Here is a 16,950-nt window from a genome sequence, read left to right on the forward strand (position 1 = left end):
CTAGCGAGGCAGAGTATTCGCTCTCCGCCTCTGATCGTTCAAATCGCGGCGGATTAGCGGACACACTCCTCCAGGCTGAGCAAGCAAACCAGCGGTCGCTGCTTCAGCCTTGTGGAAAACTGGGAGTGGGGCGATCGACTCGATAGCATCATGCAGGATGGCCTGAGGGCAAGGCGCGACGAGCGCAAAAACAAAAGCTCCGACGGCGGACAGAAGATTCACCCAAACTGAAAAAATCTCTAAAAACCTCCGCCGCAATCCGGCAGCTCTGAGAATTTTTTCCTATCTTCCATGACTCTACCCTGATCTGGAAAAATCTGCATCAAAAATCCGCATCGTGTTTGCCAGCAACCCTTAGGCCGCAGCCAGGAGCGAATCACTGCACCACTCTTCACCACTCTTCAGCACGATAGAACCGATCCGACCAATCGCCCACCTGCGCTCGAATAAACGCAATTTCTTCAGCCGAAAGCTTTTCCTTCCAGGTGTAGGCATTGGCTTTGCTGTTGCGCTTGAGGGCAAATAGCGACGGCTCCACCGAGGGATTTTTTTCGTTGCTATAGTCTGTGATTTTGCGCTGCACGGTGTCGCTAAAATCCAGCCCTAGTTGGTCAAAAATTTGCTGAAAGCCTGCCAGCGGCTCTAGCGACAGGTCTTCGTGCCGCACGAACTGCCAGTGGGGAAACTGCTCCCGGTAGGTGGCGATGCGATAGTGAATCAGCTTCCACAGCAGCGCCGCGTGTTCCAGAATCGATCGCCCGTGCCCGCCACCGGGTACTTCGTCTCCGGCGACGAATTCCTCGATTTCGGCAGCAAAGGGATGCAGATGATCCCGCATCAGCAGTGGCTGGTCGAGAAAATGGCGGAAATTGTGGAACCAGCCCGCTTTTTTCAGGCTGTAGGCAAAGGCAGCAGGATGGCGAATCATCACCACCACGTCCATGTTGAAGCGGGTTGCCAGCCAGTCGGCAGAGAAGAGGGCGATCGGGTCTTTCAGCAGAGGACGACGGCCCGCGGCACGGCTTTTGGCAAAAAACGCGCGATCGCCCTGCACTTTGCGGCGATATTCTGCATCATTCACCAGCTTCCAACTGGGAATCAGGTTGTATTGCAGCCGCACCGTTTTCTCAAAAAACCGCCGATATTGAGCCTCGTTGTCGGCGCAGATGTATTGAAACCAATAGTCCCACTGTGCGCCGCAAAAGCCCAGGTTGTGATCTAGGTGAAACGGCTCGTGAATATAGGCGACTTGGGGCGATGCGCCGATCATCCGCCCTACCCAGGTCGAGCCAGAGCGATGGGAACCCGTCACCAGAATTGGTTTTGGCAAGACTTTGCCCATAGTGCTATGCACTGGCAGTACAGGCTATTGCTCGATGGCAGAACGACCCTGCCGCCCCAACCGCACAATGACAAAGTGCCCAAAGTAAATCAGATAAATTACCAGCCCGACAATACCCAAAAAGCCCAGGAAAGGCAGACGATAGTTGGCATGGAGGATATCTTTGTAAATCAGCGGGGCCTCGCGCCACACCTGGCAGAAAGACGTTGGGTAGCTTGCGTCCGAAAAGGCACATTGCAAAAAGGGAATCGTGGCGATCGCCCCCAGCGTGCTGTAGATCGTCAGCGCCCAGCGCCAGGCACTAAACACAAATTTAAGCGGGCTAGAGCGCTGGTCGTCAATTTCCTCATTCAGGTCAACCCAGAACCACAGCCCGACGGGAATCAAAATCCGCGCCAAAAACGATGCCAGAAAGCCGATCTTCAAATCGCCAATCAGCAGATAAACCGTAATCGCCAGCAGGCTGGAAACGCGCCAGTAAATAATCAGCAGCCGCTGCATGGCTTCAGCCTGCTTTACCGTTGCCCAGATCAGCAAAATTAGCGGCAGCAGCACTGCAAACAGCACCGCCAAACGATAGTCCATCCAAACTAGAGAGCGCAGAAGATCGGGAGACATGAGTCCAAGGGTGGAAATGATTGGAAATGAGTTGCAACGTACAGAGGGACTTGGGTCAAGCCCTGCTTTAGCCGAAGAACATCTAAGAGCCTTATCCAGTGTAAGACCTTATGTAAGACCTTACCGGCCTTATCCCGCAGATTTCTGCCGTGGCTCACGGCACGTCGGCAAGAATCGTATTGCTGATGCAAAAGGTTGGTCTGACGACTGCTAAGAGGATGTTTGAAAAGTCCTACTGTTTGTAGCAAAGCGTGCAAGATCCCCTAAATCCCCCTTAAAAAGGGGGACTTTAAGGCGGTTTCCCCCTTTTTAAGGGGGGCTAGGGGGGATCTCTGAGTGCTTGACATTACAGGCGATACCTTTTTAAACACCCTCTAAGAGCTAATTTATGAAGCAAATCTTAAGAAGCCTGAAACTCTTGGCATGTGTGGCTTTGAGGTCATGTTTGCCCAGGAAAAGCAGTTTCTCGGAAATCCTTGATTAACAAGGCTTTCAGGCTCCTTTACAAATTAGCTCTAAGACGGCTGCTAAATTGTAACCAGACTTGTGTAACCAGACTCGTGTAACCAGACTTGTAGCTGAATCTTTAAAAGAAAAATGCCTGACCTTATAAGCCCCCAAGGTCAGGCAGTTCACCTGTAAGGACGCCTTCTGAGCAGGAACACTAACGATTCAATTGCCCCCTAATCGCTAGTGTTCCGAATGCGTTCTCCAGAGTTATCCATATTCTGCAATTTCTTGAATTCAATTTCCCTGAGATTTTTACTGAACTCTGTGGGGCAGTTTTGCGAAAAGGTGCTATTGGATACGGGAATTTCCATTGACAATTCTGTGATTTGTCGGGTAATCAATCAACCGTTTTCCGATAGTGGGGGTTAGAAATGAGCCTGACGCACTCAGGAGTCTAAAAATTTGAATCAATCTGCTCCTGCTTGGATGACCATTCCAGACGGACAAATGCTAGGCTCGAAAAAATGCTGCTTGTCAGGGCTTTGAGGTGCTGCGTTAAAGAGGACGTTGCGCCAGAGAACTGCTGAGGGCGATCGCCACGATCCAACCATGCTCACCCCCATCACCGAAGACGTTTTTAAGCAACTGATTCCCGCTGTCGCCACAGCGCAGCAGTATCGCTACTACTGGGGCAAGTTTCAGGATGTGCTGAGTCGCGTGCTGATTTCGGTCGTGGGGGCGCTGCTGGGGTTGGTGCTGCGGGCAATTTTGCCGCCCAACTTTTGGTTTGAAATTCTGGAATTCAGCGTGGCGATTATTGCAGGTCTGTACTGGTTGTGGGGGCCCGCTTACCAGGCTGGCCGCCGCAATGCGGAATATCGCCGCTTTCCTTACGCTGGCTTTTGGCAGGGCGAGGTGTCCGATGTCTACATTACTGAAGATCTCGTCGGCACCGAAGAACGGGTCAACAAGCAGGGCGAACTGGTGGTCGTCGAAAATCGGCAGCGACGGCTGAACCTAGAATTAGCCGATGAAGCAGGCTACTTAGGCAAGGTAAAGGTGCCCCTGGTGCGCGACCATCGGGTGATTCGTCCGGGCGATCGCGCTCAACTAGTTGCCATCTCCAATCGCCCCGATCTCGACCCCGTTTTGGAGCTATCCGATGTCTACATGGCGGATTACGGGCTGTGGGTCAGCGACTATCCCTATCTGAATCGAGAGGTGTTTTCAGGCATCAGCCAGCAGATCAGCCGTCGCGCTGGCGAACCCAGCCCAAAGCGCCGCCGCGACCGTGCTAGTGACCCTGCCTACGACCCCGGCCTTTATGAAGCGCCGCCGCGTCGGACTGAGCGCTCTGGTCGCCCCCGTCAGGCTGATAGCTTTCGCCAAGAGCCCCGTAGCCGACCGCCCAAGCGCCGCACGCCCCGCCGCGAATTTTGATAAAAACTTAGACCTCTAACTCCCAAAGAAGTCAGAGGTCAAACAAATGAACACCATCACTCGCAGGATGTGTTAGCGTCAGCATCATGCACCAAAGCCCTGAGGGGCAGTGCGCTACGGCTACGCCCAACAGCACCCTACAGTACTCAAATCATTTATGAAATAGCGGTAGATGCTCAGGCGCTTCCCGTAAAAGTAACTTCTGGAAACTTGCTTTGCGCTTCGGCCATGGACTTTTTCTTGCCCTCTTCTTGCCAGTAGTTGATGACTTCTGTGGCTTTGTTGAGCAGTTCTACCCGGTCAGCTTCGGCGATCCAGTGCTTCGCCTCTAGCTCGGTCTTGAGCTGTTCCCACGCATCATTGCGGGGCCAGAAGAAATAGGATGTCAGCGGGCTGGTTCCCTTTCCGACGACTTGGTCTACTGCCAGAGCCACGTTGTTATCTAGCCAGAGAACCTTGAGAATGAACTTCGACAATCGCACCTCCAGGACAGTCCGGGCTGCCTTCAAAAACTCTACAATCCTCTATAGTAAATTACGAACTGGCGCGATCGCCAATATTCTTGGTTAGATTTGTCCTGAGCTAATTTTTTTTCTAGAATTTTTTCCCAAACGATTCCTATGCAGCAGGCGATCGCCATTCTAGTGTTTGATATCGACGGCGTAATCCGCGACGTGAGCAATTCCTACCGCCGCGCCCTAGCAGACACCGTAGAAGCCTTTACCAACGGTCATTTCCGTCCCTCCCAGGCAGAGATCGATCAGCTCAAAGCCGAAGGGTTGTGGAACAACGACTGGGAAGCGTCTCAAGAGCTAATCTACCGCTACTACAAACGGCAGGGAAGCGAGCGATTGCAGCTTGATGTGTCCTACGAAAAAGTGGTGGATTTCTTTCAGCGGCGCTATCGCGGAGCCATTCTAGACGATCCCGATCGGTGGGATGGCTACATCACCCAAGAGCCACTGCTGGTCGATGCGGCCCACTTGCTTGAACTGAAAGCCAACGCAATTCCCTGGGGATTTTTTAGCGGGGCGACGCGGGGATCGGCGACCTACGTTTTGCAGCGCCGATTGGGACTGCACGATCCGATTTTAATTGCGATGGAAGATGCCCCCGGCAAGCCCGACCCGACGGGGTTGCTGCAAACGGTGGCGCAAATCGAGGCTCGGTTTGGGTTGTCTAACCTGCTGCCGGTGGTGTATGTGGGCGATACGGTGGCGGATATGCAGACGGTGACGGCGGCGAAAGCTGTGGCGGGCGATCGCCCCTGGATAGGTGTGGGCGTGCTGCCGCCCCATGCCCAGTCCCCCGCCGACTACGCCGCCGCCTATACCGACAAGCTCCACACCGCAGGCGCAGTCCGCGTGGTGAATACTGTCCGAGAACTGACACCGCCCTCCGTTGCCAAACTGCTAGACTCTCACGGGCACCTGGGATAGAGCGACTTGGTGGGCGTGCGGCGGGGACTCAGCACCAGCACCGAATCCATAAACTGTTTCAACTCGGCCTGGTGGGCTGGCGAACTTACGGCCGCTTGCAGGTGTCGCAGCACCAGTTGGATAAAGCGGCGACTGGCGGCGATCGCCGCGCGGGTGGGCATATTGCTCAGGTTAATATAATCACGCGGATCACCAAAGAAAACCCGCCCGTTGGGTTGACGCATCGGCATGACGCGATGTTCGTGCGGATAAGATAGCCCGCCCATCCCAAAGTAGCGGATAAACCGGATGGCTCCCGCTCCCCCATTTTCGCGCTCCGTGTGGGCAGATGAGTAAGAATCCTGAATCAGGTGCAGCGCCTCGCCCAGCCACTCAAAGGCGGCTTCTCGTGTTGGGGCAGCCATGATTCGCTGGTAGATAGCCACAAGCTGCTGTCGCGCTTCGGCGAGGGCTTCCTCTAGCGACTGGCACTTGTGGCGGCGCAGCATGTGGCGGCGCTGTTGCGAGGGCTTAAAGTGGTTTGTGATTTTTTCAAGATCCACCCGGCGCACGCCCCGATTCATGGCATTTAGTTCAGCAGGGGTGATGGGTAGTCCTTTGGCAGCCTCCCGATTCAGGGTTTCATGCCCCGGCGGAATGCGGCGTTTAATATCTTCCACAACGAACGGATCGGCTTCAAGTTCGGCCGCCGTTTCTTGCAAAGTTTCCAGATATTGCTGCTGCACCCGCGCATCGAATGAGCGTGGCGTATTAGATACAATTATCTGTTCCAGCTTAGATTCAAATTCTTGTTCCAGCTTAGATTCAAATTCCCATTCAAATTCAGATTCCAGTTCCCATTCTGCTTCGCGCTGTTTGGGTGGAGCAGTGCGGGCAACAGGCGGCAAATCTGCCCCCTGCTCTAGCGCCGTCACCAGCACAATCCGGTTGCCGTTTTCGCCGCCAGGCCGATAGACAATTGGTACGCCCCGCACCACGGTCAGACGAGTGTTGTAGCCGGGGCGGGTTTGGCGATAGTGCTTGGCCGCGCGAAACTCGCGGACGAAGGTGCGCGGATCGAACCGCACGCCTTTGGAGGCTAGCCGTTGCAAAAAGCGCTGGGTGAAATGAACAGTGGGTAAAAAGCCCTGCCGCTTGAGATAGGCGGCAAATCGTTGAGCGATGCTGCGTCCGGCTTGCCCCCGGCGGCCAAATTCATCTTCAAACTCCGGAGCGGCCGAGCCGTTCTGGAGCGCTTTAGTTGAAAACGAGTTCATAGTGATCGAAGGGGAATAGTGTTGATTTTGGATTTTAGGTTGGCGATTTTGGCTAGACATTCTGGATTGGCGATTTTGGATTGCGATCGCTCAGTCCGGTTCAATCCACAATCCAAAATCTAAAATCCAAAATCTAAAATCCAACCCAATTGAAGCGGCACATGACTGGGGCGATCGCCCTCTAACCTTGCCCTGCCCTGAGTGGCGCGACGTTGCCGTTGCGGCCAGCATTGATGGGGACGACGCGCTGGGTGTGGCCGCGAAAGGCAATCCCCAGCACCTCGGCACTGGTCAGCCATTCTTCGGACACATCAGCGATTTCCCGCAGCAGGGCTTCAAATTCCGCCCGCGAGCTGTTGAGGATATACTTTTGTGCCAGCCAGCGAATGACCGATCGCCCGGAAGTTGCCATGCGGTGACGCTGCGAAGCGTTGACGTGCTTGTTGAAATAGCGCAGCATCACTTCTTCCACCACATCCCAGGCGTTTTCTGCACCGAACAGCTTGCGAACGTCTTCGGCCCCCAGAATGCGGAAGGCTTCGTCGAGCAGTTGCAGCGTCTCAATGCGAAATACGTTAACGTGTCCATAGGAATTCCACTTCAGGTTATTCCGCAAGTCCAGTCCGGCACGACGCACGGTGGCGATGCTGCCAAAGCTGGGATCGTAGGCGCGTTCGCGAATCACGTCGGAAATACGTTTGTCGCGCCAGAAGGCGGCCACGCTGTTGATGAACTGCGTGAACATCCCGTGGAATTGGGCGTTTGGCTTGGCGCTGGGCATGGGCGGTGTGGTGGTGTAGCCAAACACGCGGCGGTAGGTCTGCATTCGGTTGCGCTCGGCATAGCGGAGGATGCTGCGACGGTCAAACCGATACAGCCCGTAGGCTCCTTCGCCCGTCGAAAGGCGGACTGCCCCGGCATCGAATAGCTCTTGCAGCTTGCGGATGGCACGAAACACGCCGACGGTTTCCATCTGATACAGATAATATAAATCGGCGACAGATAAGATGCGATCGCTCGCAACTTGTTCGTCATAATCTTCCACGCCTTGGGGCAGGCGGGTTTCGTCGATGCCCTTGGCAGCATCCTTACCAATGCCGATCAGATCAGCGAGTCCGCCATCAGCAGGAATCGGCGCAGCAGCATTAGCGGCGATCGCCTGCGCTAACATATCTTCGATGCGCTGAGTCAGTGCGTCCGCAAGCTGGGGATTTTGGATCAACTGCGGCCCGAGCTGATCGACGAGCGTTTCCTTTAGCGCGGCAATGCGGTCGAGTAAACTTTGGTTTTCTCCGGTGGTGGTCATGGGAATTTCTCCTCGAACAAGGGCTTAGTCAGGGATGAGTAGAGTGGATTAAGGATGGCTTGTTGCCAGCCTAGATTTCGCAGGTTTTGGCTGTGGCTATCGACTTGGCTGCGATTCATGCTTACCGAGCGATTCACCATTGCGTTTGCTGTCATCGGAGATCAATCGAGATCGTCGGGCGTGTCGCCAGAGGGCAATGTTACTTGCTCTGCCAGTTGACGCACCTGATAAAGCTGATAAGCCAGATCGCGCAGCGCCCGAATCACCCCTTCGCGGCGGAAGGCGGCGTTGGGAATGGGCGTATAGGTAGTGGCCTGGGTTAGCACCATGAGGCGATCGCTCGTCTCGGAAATTACCCGAATGCCCAGCTTGCCGCCCGATTTCGCCAGCAGCGGCCCCTCTTCAGAGGCAAATCGCCAGACCCAATTCAGCAGCCCCTCTATGCTCATCGAGTCGCGCAGTTGTGCGGTGTCCTCGAATGAATATCCAGTGCCGTCCGGCAGCGGAAATGCAGGGCGGGGAACACCGTAGGAAAGCTCTATGTCCTCTTCATCAGCCTCAGCGCGGGTGAAGTCGATATAGACCGACAGCCGTTCCTCTGGCCCCAGGAAGAATAGCTCCATAATCCGGTAGACCTCCTGCACCGACTCGGCCACCACCGCCAGCGCCTGCGACAGCCGCACCAACTGCGTACCAATGTAGGCTCCAGCGCTGGAATCCTGAGTGCGCTTGTAGTCTACCCAGCTCCGCCGCAGCGATTGCAAATAGTCTTTCAGCGTCAGGAAGTTGCTGTAGTTTTGCTCCTCTTCGACCGTGTTGATTTGCCCACGCACCAGGCCAAAATATTCCGCCAGTTTCTTGAGTTGGCCACCGGGGCGCTGATTGCCACTGTCCGCGTCTTCACCCAGCAGCAGTTGAAACAGGTTATCCACCCGCAAAATTCGTGGGCCACCCCGTGCGCCCAGTTCCACCAAGAGTTCCTGCATTTCCGTGCGGATGATGGAGCGGGTGGCTTCCATGTTTTCGCGGTCGGCAGAGGGCTTCAGCGGTGTGAGGGCATTTAGCAATCGAATACCGTCCTGAATCGCCGTTTTTGCCCGGTGATAGAGGCTGGCCTGTGCCCCGGTGATGCCGCCCCCCAGGTCGGAGGCGCGGACGCTGACGGATTGCGGATTCCAGTCGTAGATCGTGCGGCCATCGACCTGACGAGCGGTGAAGGTCTGCGTCAGCGTGTCTACCAGAGTTTTTGGGTTGTCCGTGCGCTGGATGTGGCCCAAAATGCCGCCTAGGGCGCTTTCCACAATGCCTTGCAGGTCGCCGCCAGGGCTGGCCGGAGCCGAAACAGATGCCATTCTGCCCGTCCGGTGGATTTGATCCAGGCTGGGCAGTACGTCCACCACCTGCAACTGGCCGGGTTTGTCTTTGGAAGGCTGGGCGGGCGGACGTTTGGATTGCTCAAGACTCGGCACCTCTAACGCCACTAATTCTATGCTGTAGGACGTTGCCTGACCCTCTAGCTTGACCTGATGCGGGCCTTGTCTGGGGTCTGGTGGAGTGACAGGGGTTCTCAGTGGCTCCAAGGAGAAATCGGGACGAATCTCTGTTTCTCCCAAAAATTCGCTATCCCGAAAGAGTTTGAAATACACATCGGGTGTTGGTTCTGTTTCTCCGGGATCTTGGCGAAAGTCTTCCTTGGTAAAGGAGATTTCAAAGTAGCCCTGGGTATCCGTCCGGGAAACGCCGATCAGGTCATCATATTGTCGGTCTTTGTCGTGGAGTTCTACGCGGATGCCAGCTTCGGATTGGCTTTGGTTTTTGACCACACGCCCGCGAAGCGTGTACCTGTCTCGTTTCATGCTGCGCTATCTCCTTGCTAAAGCTTTATAGAAGTTTTCAGTAATAAGTCCCGGTGCGGCGAGCCGCCGATCCAGCGCGTGGCGGCTGGCACAGATTAGGAAGCGTTCGGGAACGATGCCCGGATCGTTGCCTTTGGCCAGCCGCTGTCCGGCTTCTTCGATAATTTGCTGGTGGTGCGGTTTGAAGCCGGTGACTTCTGCCAGCGATCGCCCGCCCAGTTCGCTATAGGGCGTGTAGCAAATCGTATCGACCACGAGCTTGTGGGCCCGGTCGAAGGTTTGCAGCACGGCTGGCGGAATCGTGCCTGCATGGGGATTGGGATACAGACGCTTCCAGATGCGGTTGTAGTCGTCCGCCATTTGCGGAAAGCCCATCCGCCGCAGTAGTTCCGTGCTGATGAACACGCGCAAGTAGGGGGTGGGGTGGGGCGCACCGGGGTGAAAGAAGAGGGTGCTTTGGGGCGATCGCGAAGCAATGTCCATCAGCGAGGCGACGATGTAGGGGCCACCCAGCAGCAGCCCCGACATATCCGCAAAGGTTTCGCTGTGCCATTTTGTCCACACGGCCGCCACGTCCGGGGAGAACCCCGCTTTCAGCAGACGGTGGGCGATCGCCTTGGGCAAGGTTTGCCGCAGGCCCAGGTCGGTTTGCAGGTTGTGGGCGACTTCGTGCAAAATCGCCCCCAGGGTCCAGGGATTCACCAAACGATGGTAGGGCAGTTGGATCAGCGGAAACGGATTCAACTGCTGGCTCAGCTTGGTGAGGGGAATGCCGCGCCGGAAAGTGGCAGGCGAAAACCCGGTTTTGACGTAGGAGAACGGCGGCGGTGCGGGAATCGACTTTGCCTTGCCCAAGCCCATATACACGTCCTGGTAGCAGTCGAGGGCGATGCGATCGCACCCCAATAGCCACGGCGCAAACTGGCTCTGCCGCTGCCCAAACAGCTCAAAGTAAAAGTCCCAGATTTGCTCGATTTTGCGAACCAGGTCGTGGGCTTGGTCTTTGCGAGCGATCATCTGCTGCAACTGCGCCGTTGCGGGCTGGGCGATCGCCGCCTGAGCGCTGCCAGAGACCGTTTTGGACACGCCCTGGAGGTGCGATCGCAGCCTGGCAATAAGCTGGTTCACCGCGTCGATATGGGCATCGCTGGGACTGGCCGCATCGGTGCCAAACTCGCCCTGGCGAAACGGACGCAGCGCCTCCACATGGCGCACCACGTTCACCGCCTGCGCCCGCAGCCAGGGGTCGAGGTTGGGCGGCTCCACAGCGCGAGCGGTTGAATATTCAGGCGTAGTCTCCTGATATAGCTCGGCGAGGGCCTGCCGCGTTGCCCGACACGGGTCTATCCCGTTCTTCGATCCGTTCGTAAACCCGTTCATACCAAAGCTCCCGATTGCATTCCCATCAACTTTTCGCTGACATCCCTGATGCTGCAATGCCTTTGCCTATACGCGGGCCCGCTTGCGTGCGCCGCAGGTGCATTGGCGGCTGTGAATCTGGCGCGATCGCTTCATCACAGCAGAGGCCCGGCGCGGATTACCCAACACCTGCGCCACGTTGCCAGCCACCGTCCGCGCTGCCACGCGAGCGTTTACGGGCTGTCCTTTAGCGACGCGCTGCGCCAGGGTTGCCATGCTGCTGCGGGCGATCGTGGGGAAGGTACGAACCAGCGGACGGGTCTGGGGGTTCTGGAGCAGCGCCCGACCAGCTTGGGCCAGGGGACGGATGACCTGGGGAACCACGCGAGAGATGACGGGTGCGGCTGCGCTGAGGCCCCGCGCCACCATTGGAATCAATGCGCCAATGAAGGCTTCTGCTTCGGCTTCGCTCTGGCTGTTAGCCGCCATGTGGGCCAGGTGTTCGGCCATCACCTCATACTCGCTGGCTGGCGCGGTTTCAAATTCGGGCAGCGCTTCAGGATGCTGCTCAAACTCATACTCAAACTCGCCATCGCCCCCAAAGGCGCTGCCCAATCCCCGCAGCAGATTGCCGATAAACGGATCGCCTTCATATTCGCCTTCCAGTTCAAACTCATTCAGGGGTGTTTCATACTCCATCTCAAATTCGCGCTGGCCCCGGCGACGGCGACGACGGAACAGCCCACCGATAGCCTGAATCGCCATCGGTGCAGCCGCCTTGAGAATGGGAGCCAGCAGGGGCAGAAACTCTTCACTTTCGTATTCGTACTCATAGGCGCGATCGCTTTCACCCAGCATGGCCGATTCAAATTCCGATTCCAGTTCCCGATCCAGGGTTTCAAATTCGTACTGATACATTGAGTCTTGGTCTCCTTTTTCAGCGATGTTTAGTTGAGGTATTGGGTTGAAAACAAAGCGAGACTCCAGCAGAACTAGCCCCGCACTTTCTTGCGGGCAACTGGAGCAGGCTGGGTCACTTTCTGCGCGACTTTGGCAGAATTAGCCACAATTCGAGCAGCAGTCATGGGATTTTTGAGCGCTTTGCGGGTCTGGGCGGCCATCACCTGGGCTACGACCGGGCGGGTAATCTGCTGACCCTGCGCGGCTTTCTGGGTCAGCACTTGCCCCGTCCGCATCGCCACCGTCGGCAAAATTCGCACCAGCGGGCGGGTCGTCGGGTTTTGGCGTAGTCCCCGTGTCAGTTGGGCGCTGGCTTTGACAATCGCCGGAATCTGCTTTTGCACCGCAGCCGCTTTGGTCGGCAGTACGCGAGTGACGGCCGCCCCTGCGAACGCCTCAGCCTCGGCTTCGTTTTGGGCCTTGGCCGCAGCCCCCGCTAGGGCTTCAGCAACGGCTTCTGTTTGCGGCGTAGCAGCGGATTCAAATTCTCCTGCCCACCCTCCTTCAAATTCCATTTGTCCAGCCGTTTCGTACTCAAATTCGTACTCGCTTTCGCGCATCATCTGCCCCAGCGCTGCGCCAAGCTGCGGCCCACCAATGGCATTGCCGATCAGACGAGTGGCATGAGGAATCACTTTCGGCAGAATCGGTTTGAGCCGTCCAGCGAGACGACGCACCGTACTCAAAAAGGCTTCGCTTTCATACTCACTTTCGTACTCGCCTTCGTATTCACCTTCGTATTCACCTTCGCCCAGTCCGAGGGCGTTCATTGCGCCGCCGATGAGTCCACCCAAAAATTCTTCACCTTCGTATTCATGCTGAACTTCGTATTCATTTTGCAGCTCATATTCAAATTCGCTTTCAAACTCATTCGTGAGTTCCTGTTGCAGAGTTTCACCGTCCAACATTGCATCACTCCAATCGAAATGCAGTTCATCTCTAGCTATAGCTTGAGAAAGATTGCTTGAGCAGTCACACGTTTTGATGACATCCATGCAGGGTCATGGAAATAGATGTCATCGATTTGAATGACATTTTGAATGCAGTTAAGCGTTACGCAATTCTGAACAAAACTTTAGAATTTAGAAGTATGGCGGCAGAGAGAGTCCCTGGGCTTTGTACTTTCAGCTCTGTCAGGTCGGATCTGTCAGTACCCAATGGGGGAATAGCGATCGCCCTCTAGGGCCGCTTAAATAAAAGCTATTCGACCAGAAGTGTTGAAAGATAGCTCAACATACAAAAAATAGGGGCAGAATATTGTATTCTAGCCCCCAGCAAACAAAAACAATGTTTAAGATGCTAGTGTCATTTCCTGCGCTTGTCAAACCGATACTCAAGCAGTTGTGCCCACATAACTATCCTGTTTTGAACTCTCGCTTATTCTTTGAAATCTGGTTGACCTTCGTTTTAGACCAGGGTTTAACGAGCATGAGAAGCCTGTTTTATCGTCTCAACAAAGCAGGAATCAAGGTTGATATTTCCACCTTTTCTAAAGCCTGCAAGACTCGACAGGATGAACACTTTTGTCGCATCTACGCTGAGCTCATAAGACAGCTAAAACAAAAAAATCCAGCGACAGCACAGATGCTGTTTTCCATTGATTCAACGGTCATCACATTGACAAGCAAGTTGTTCTGGATGCAAGGCTATCATCAAGTCAAATTGCTTAATGGAGTCAACTTAACGCAAGGTAATCCCAGTGAATGCCTGATTCATTTTGGTCAAGGACATGACGCAAAATTTGCTGACAGAGTGACAGGAATGATTCCTGAAGATGCCATCGGCGTCATGGATAGAGGCTTTGCCAGTTGGGATTTCCTTGACCAATTAAGCCAGGATCAGACTCGCTTTGTTGTCCGCCTTAAGAACACGATGAAGACCGAGTTTGAGCATGAGCGATATCGAGTGGTTTGGTTTTGTGACTTAGAGAGCCAAACGGAGTTTCGGCTGGCGACCAATGTAGAACTGATGACGAATGAAGAGATTAGTGAAGTCTATCGCCATCGGTGGCAGATAGAAGTGCTGTGGAAGTTTCTAAAGATGCACTTGAAGCTAGATAAACTAATCTCTAAGAGTGTCAATGGAGTCACCATTCAAATCTACATGGTGTTGATTGCCTATCTGATTCTGCAATTGATAGAAATTCCAGAGTTTTATGGTCATCAATTACTAGATAAGTTGCGCTATTTGCAACTTGAATTGAGTCGTCGTTGTTCGATTGTCCATTGGAGCTACGATCTGCTGCCAGAGACACTCGTAGGAGCTTCGTAGGGTTGAATGTAAAGTTTTATGTCTCAATTCAACACTTCTGCTATTCGACCAAAGATTTCATTCACGCCGAGCAACTTTAATCGTTCAATCTCGGTTAACCTATCTCAAAGTATGGAGGCTAAGAGCTAATTTATGAAGCAAATCTTAAGAAGCCTGAAACTCTTGGCATGTGTGGCTTTGAGGTCATGTTTGCCCAGGAAAAGCGGTTTCTCGGAAATCCTTGATTAACAAGGCTTTCAGGCTCCTTTACAAATTAGCTCTAAGTTTCAGGAAAGTAGCATCAGTTCTGAAATTTTTTCCAGTCCTTAAATGAACATAATGAATACCCAGAACAGTAATAAACCCGTTTCAGGCTCCCTCGACCTGAATCGACTTGAGCGGGACGTATTGATTCGCCTGCTCAGCCAAGCCGCCGTATTTTGGAAGCCCATCAAGGTCTTTCAGGATGCAAAGGAAACGATTAATGAAGTCATTTTTGAACTAAAAATTGACGAAACCGAGTTCTATCTGGTTCGTCGCACACCAACAGATGCCAAGGCGGTTTGTCTTAGCCCGCGAGAACTGGCGATCGCCCGCCTAATTGCCCAAGGCTTACCCAACAAAACCATCAGCAGCACGCTTGAAATTAGCCCCTGCACCGTTTCTACTTATTTACGCCGCATTTTTGGCAAGCTGGGCGTGTCATCTCGCGCCGCGATGGTCGCCCGCCTGATGCAGGACAATGTGTTGCAAAGCTAGCCTGTTGCAAAGCTAGGCATTGTTTTAAAACTTTCTACGTCGTTGATTGCCCTGAGTCGATCCCCCTAAATCCCCCTTGAAAAGGGGGACTTTAGATTTTCTACGTCGTTGATTGCCCTGAGTCGATCCCCCTAAATCCCCCTTGAAAAGGGGGACTTTAGATTTTCTACGTCGTTGATTGCCCTGAGTCGATCCCCCTAAATCCCCCTTGAAAAGGGGGACTTCCGGAGCGACTTGGCCCAGTTCCCCCCTTGTTAAGGAGGGTTAGGGGGGATCAAAGGGCTTTAAAGCACGCCTTAGCCTGCTGCAACATTAGCACGGCTAAAGCAAGGCCATTGCCCGGTCGATGCCTTGGCGCACCACCGCCGCTGAACTGTGCAGTTCTTTCAGTTCCGAGTCGCTCAACTGTAGCTCCAGCACGCTCTCTGCGCCGCCGCAGCCGAGCCGCGTAGGCACACCGATAAAGATATCGCTGAGCCGATATTCGCCCCGCAGATAGGAGGCAATCGGCAGCAGACGCGACTTGTTCAGCAAAATCGTTTCCACCATGACGCAGGTCGAAGACGCAGGCGCATAGTATGCGCCACCCGTCTGCATTAGCTCCACGATTTCTGCGCCGCCGTTGCGCGTGCGGTGAACCAGACGGGCGATGGTGTCTGCGTCCAGCAGTTCTGTGATGGGAATGCCGTTCACCGTGGAATAGCGCGGCAGCGGCACCATCAGGTCACCGTGACTGCCCATCACCATTGCGCTCACGTCGGCAGTGGACACGCCCAGTTCCAGCGCAATAAAGGTCTGAAACCGCGCCGAATCCAAAATCCCCGCCATGCCCATGACCCGCTCTGGCGGCAGCCCGGTTGCCTTCCACGCCAGATAGGTCATCACATCCAGCGGGTTTGTGACGACGATGAAAATGGCATTGGGCGAGTGGGCGATCGCCTTTTGGGCCGCCTCCATCACGATCGCGGCATTGGTCTTTAGCAGGTCGTCGCGGCTCATGCCAGGGCGACGGGGCAGCCCAGCGGTAATCACCACCACATCAGAACCCGCCGTCATCGCGTAATCCGTCGTGCCCACAATCTGGCGATCGTGTCCCTCGATGCCGCGAGCCTCCAACAAATCCAGCGCCACGCCCTGGGGTCGCCCATCCACAATATCCAGCAGCACCACATTAGCCAAGTTTCGCTCTGCAATTCGCTGGGCTAGCGTACTGCCAACGTTGCCAGAGCCGATGATGGCAACACGGGTGGGGGTGCAGGCGTTGGGTGCGTGGGACGTTGTAGACATTGCTGTAGGACTCGCTGAGAGAGCGGCACGAGCGAGACTGGTGAAGTGCGTTCGGCTTTGCCGTCTCGTAGAGAATCGCCCGGTTCCGCTGGGGTTCTATTGCGTAGGGTACGCGATCCCCTCCGCGAATCCTGCGAATCTACTCAAATTTTTCCAATTGATCGGCCCGCAGCCACATATTTGGTGTCGGCACATGGCCAAACTGCACCAGCAGGTAGTCGCCTCGTGCATCCAGCACTTCGCCTTTGGTCTCAAAAATGTAGGACGGAAAGCGCGTGTCGCTCGCCGCTGCTTCCAGACTGTTTTCCAGCTTTTCGCGCACCACGCGCACCACATCGCCCTTTTTGACTGACATCGTTTCTCGTCCTGTGTGTAATCTCGTAACTATCTAACCGTCTTGTGAACACCTTGTGCACAATTGGAACTTACAAGACCTTGCGGGTTGTATCATTCCCTTCACATTGTTCCCTCACATTGTATAGCAGTGGAGCATGGCGGTGGAGTATGGCAGCAGGGTGTAGCCGCAAGATAGCAGTTCAGCCATCTGGAGCGAGGTTCGCCCTAAACTTTTTAGCCAGGACGGATGCCTCCTTCTGGTGACTCCTCTGATGACTCCTTCTGTAGAGAC

Annotated in this window: 15 protein-coding genes; 4 read left to right on the forward strand and 11 right to left on the reverse strand. The window is 54.7% G+C overall.

What is annotated here, in order from left to right:
* Positions 1-391: 391 nt before the first annotated feature.
* Positions 392-1,330 (reverse strand): sulfotransferase, encoded by a 939-nt coding sequence (locus HPC62_RS11145; RefSeq protein ID WP_172355661.1) that lies wholly within the window; start codon positions 1,328-1,330, stop codon positions 392-394.
* A 36-nt stretch (positions 1,331-1,366) separates the two neighbouring features.
* The gene (locus HPC62_RS11150; protein WP_172355663.1) at positions 1,367-1,960 is read right to left on the reverse strand and encodes a DUF3177 family protein; all 594 of its coding nucleotides are present in this window, start codon (positions 1,958-1,960) and stop codon (positions 1,367-1,369) included.
* 1,017 nt (positions 1,961-2,977) lie between these two features.
* Here HPC62_RS11150 and HPC62_RS11155 point away from each other — a divergent pair.
* A complete protein-coding gene (locus HPC62_RS11155; RefSeq protein ID WP_216655354.1) occupies positions 2,978-3,850 on the forward strand; it encodes a phosphate ABC transporter permease in 873 nt (290 codons plus the stop codon).
* A gap of 176 nt (positions 3,851-4,026) precedes the next feature.
* Here HPC62_RS11155 and HPC62_RS11160 read toward each other — a convergent pair whose 3' ends face one another.
* A complete protein-coding gene (locus tag HPC62_RS11160; protein ID WP_172355665.1) occupies positions 4,027-4,326 on the reverse strand; it encodes a 30S ribosomal protein PSRP-3 in 300 nt (99 codons plus the stop codon).
* A 144-nt stretch (positions 4,327-4,470) separates the two neighbouring features.
* On the opposite strand from HPC62_RS11160, the gene HPC62_RS11165 reads away from it, so the two are divergent.
* Entirely contained in the window at positions 4,471-5,289 is an 819-nt protein-coding gene (locus tag HPC62_RS11165) for a TIGR01548 family HAD-type hydrolase (protein WP_172355667.1), read from the forward strand.
* Here HPC62_RS11165 and HPC62_RS11170 read toward each other — a convergent pair.
* From HPC62_RS11170 to HPC62_RS11195, 6 genes are all read right to left on the reverse strand, one after another.
* Positions 5,271-6,545 (reverse strand): hypothetical protein, encoded by a 1,275-nt coding sequence (locus tag HPC62_RS11170; protein WP_172355669.1) that lies wholly within the window; start codon positions 6,543-6,545, stop codon positions 5,271-5,273. The genes HPC62_RS11165 and HPC62_RS11170 overlap by 19 nt on opposite strands.
* A gap of 181 nt (positions 6,546-6,726) precedes the next feature.
* Complete coding sequence (locus tag HPC62_RS11175; RefSeq protein ID WP_172355671.1) at positions 6,727-7,851, reverse strand: hypothetical protein; 1,125 nt, start codon at positions 7,849-7,851, stop codon at positions 6,727-6,729.
* Between the two features lie 161 nt (positions 7,852-8,012).
* Positions 8,013-9,707 carry a transthyretin-like family protein gene (locus tag HPC62_RS11180; protein WP_172355673.1) on the reverse strand — a complete coding sequence of 565 codons (1,695 nt, stop codon included), beginning with the start codon at positions 9,705-9,707 and terminating at the stop codon, positions 8,013-8,015.
* Between the two features lie 6 nt (positions 9,708-9,713).
* Positions 9,714-11,087, reverse strand: a complete 1,374-nt coding sequence (locus HPC62_RS11185) for a hypothetical protein (protein ID WP_216655355.1) — start codon at positions 11,085-11,087, stop codon at positions 9,714-9,716.
* Positions 11,088-11,153: 66 nt separating this feature from the next.
* On the reverse strand, positions 11,154-11,984 hold the full coding sequence (locus HPC62_RS11190) for a hypothetical protein (protein WP_172355675.1): 831 nt from the start codon (positions 11,982-11,984) through the stop codon (positions 11,154-11,156).
* Positions 11,985-12,058: 74 nt separating this feature from the next.
* Positions 12,059-12,934: a hypothetical protein gene (locus HPC62_RS11195; protein ID WP_172355677.1), complete on the reverse strand. Its 876-nt coding sequence runs from the start codon at positions 12,932-12,934 to the stop codon at positions 12,059-12,061.
* A 388-nt stretch (positions 12,935-13,322) separates the two neighbouring features.
* Between HPC62_RS11195 and HPC62_RS11200 the strand changes: the two genes are divergently transcribed.
* On the forward strand, positions 13,323-14,297 hold the full coding sequence (locus HPC62_RS11200; RefSeq protein ID WP_172358810.1) for a transposase: 975 nt from the start codon (positions 13,323-13,325) through the stop codon (positions 14,295-14,297).
* Positions 14,298-14,606: 309 nt separating this feature from the next.
* On the forward strand, positions 14,607-15,035 hold the full coding sequence (locus HPC62_RS11205; RefSeq protein WP_205369627.1) for a response regulator transcription factor: 429 nt from the start codon (positions 14,607-14,609) through the stop codon (positions 15,033-15,035).
* Positions 15,036-15,356: 321 nt separating this feature from the next.
* On the opposite strand, the gene mdh is transcribed toward HPC62_RS11205, so the two are convergent.
* A complete protein-coding gene (gene mdh / locus HPC62_RS11210) occupies positions 15,357-16,322 on the reverse strand; it encodes a malate dehydrogenase (RefSeq protein ID WP_172355679.1) in 966 nt (321 codons plus the stop codon).
* A 139-nt stretch (positions 16,323-16,461) separates the two neighbouring features.
* Positions 16,462-16,677 (reverse strand): NAD(P)H-quinone oxidoreductase subunit O, encoded by a 216-nt coding sequence (ndhO, locus tag HPC62_RS11215; protein ID WP_172355681.1) that lies wholly within the window; start codon positions 16,675-16,677, stop codon positions 16,462-16,464.
* Positions 16,678-16,950 lie beyond the last annotated feature (273 nt).

The sequence above is a fragment of the Thermoleptolyngbya sichuanensis A183 genome, from assembly GCF_013177315.1.
Classification (GTDB): domain Bacteria; phylum Cyanobacteriota; class Cyanobacteriia; order Elainellales; family Elainellaceae; genus Thermoleptolyngbya; species Thermoleptolyngbya sichuanensis.

Coding starts and splice junctions, on each gene's coding strand:
- HPC62_RS11150 (WP_172355663.1), bottom strand. CDS start 1,960: ATGTCTCCCGATCTTCTGCGCTCTCTAGTTTGGATGGACTATCGTTTG.
- HPC62_RS11205 (WP_205369627.1), top strand. CDS start 14,607: ATGAACATAATGAATACCCAGAACAGTAATAAACCCGTTTCAGGCTCC.
- HPC62_RS11165 (WP_172355667.1), top strand. CDS start 4,471: ATGCAGCAGGCGATCGCCATTCTAGTGTTTGATATCGACGGCGTAATC.
- HPC62_RS11175 (WP_172355671.1), bottom strand. CDS start 7,851: ATGACCACCACCGGAGAAAACCAAAGTTTACTCGACCGCATTGCCGCG.
- mdh (WP_172355679.1), bottom strand. CDS start 16,322: ATGTCTACAACGTCCCACGCACCCAACGCCTGCACCCCCACCCGTGTT.
- ndhO (WP_172355681.1), bottom strand. CDS start 16,677: ATGTCAGTCAAAAAGGGCGATGTGGTGCGCGTGGTGCGCGAAAAGCTG.
- HPC62_RS11195 (WP_172355677.1), bottom strand. CDS start 12,934: ATGTTGGACGGTGAAACTCTGCAACAGGAACTCACGAATGAGTTTGAA.
- HPC62_RS11200 (WP_172358810.1), top strand. CDS start 13,323: ATGCTAGTGTCATTTCCTGCGCTTGTCAAACCGATACTCAAGCAGTTG.
- HPC62_RS11185 (WP_216655355.1), bottom strand. CDS start 11,087: ATGAACGGGTTTACGAACGGATCGAAGAACGGGATAGACCCGTGTCGG.
- HPC62_RS11190 (WP_172355675.1), bottom strand. CDS start 11,984: ATGTATCAGTACGAATTTGAAACCCTGGATCGGGAACTGGAATCGGAA.
- HPC62_RS11180 (WP_172355673.1), bottom strand. CDS start 9,707: ATGAAACGAGACAGGTACACGCTTCGCGGGCGTGTGGTCAAAAACCAA.
- HPC62_RS11170 (WP_172355669.1), bottom strand. CDS start 6,545: ATGAACTCGTTTTCAACTAAAGCGCTCCAGAACGGCTCGGCCGCTCCG.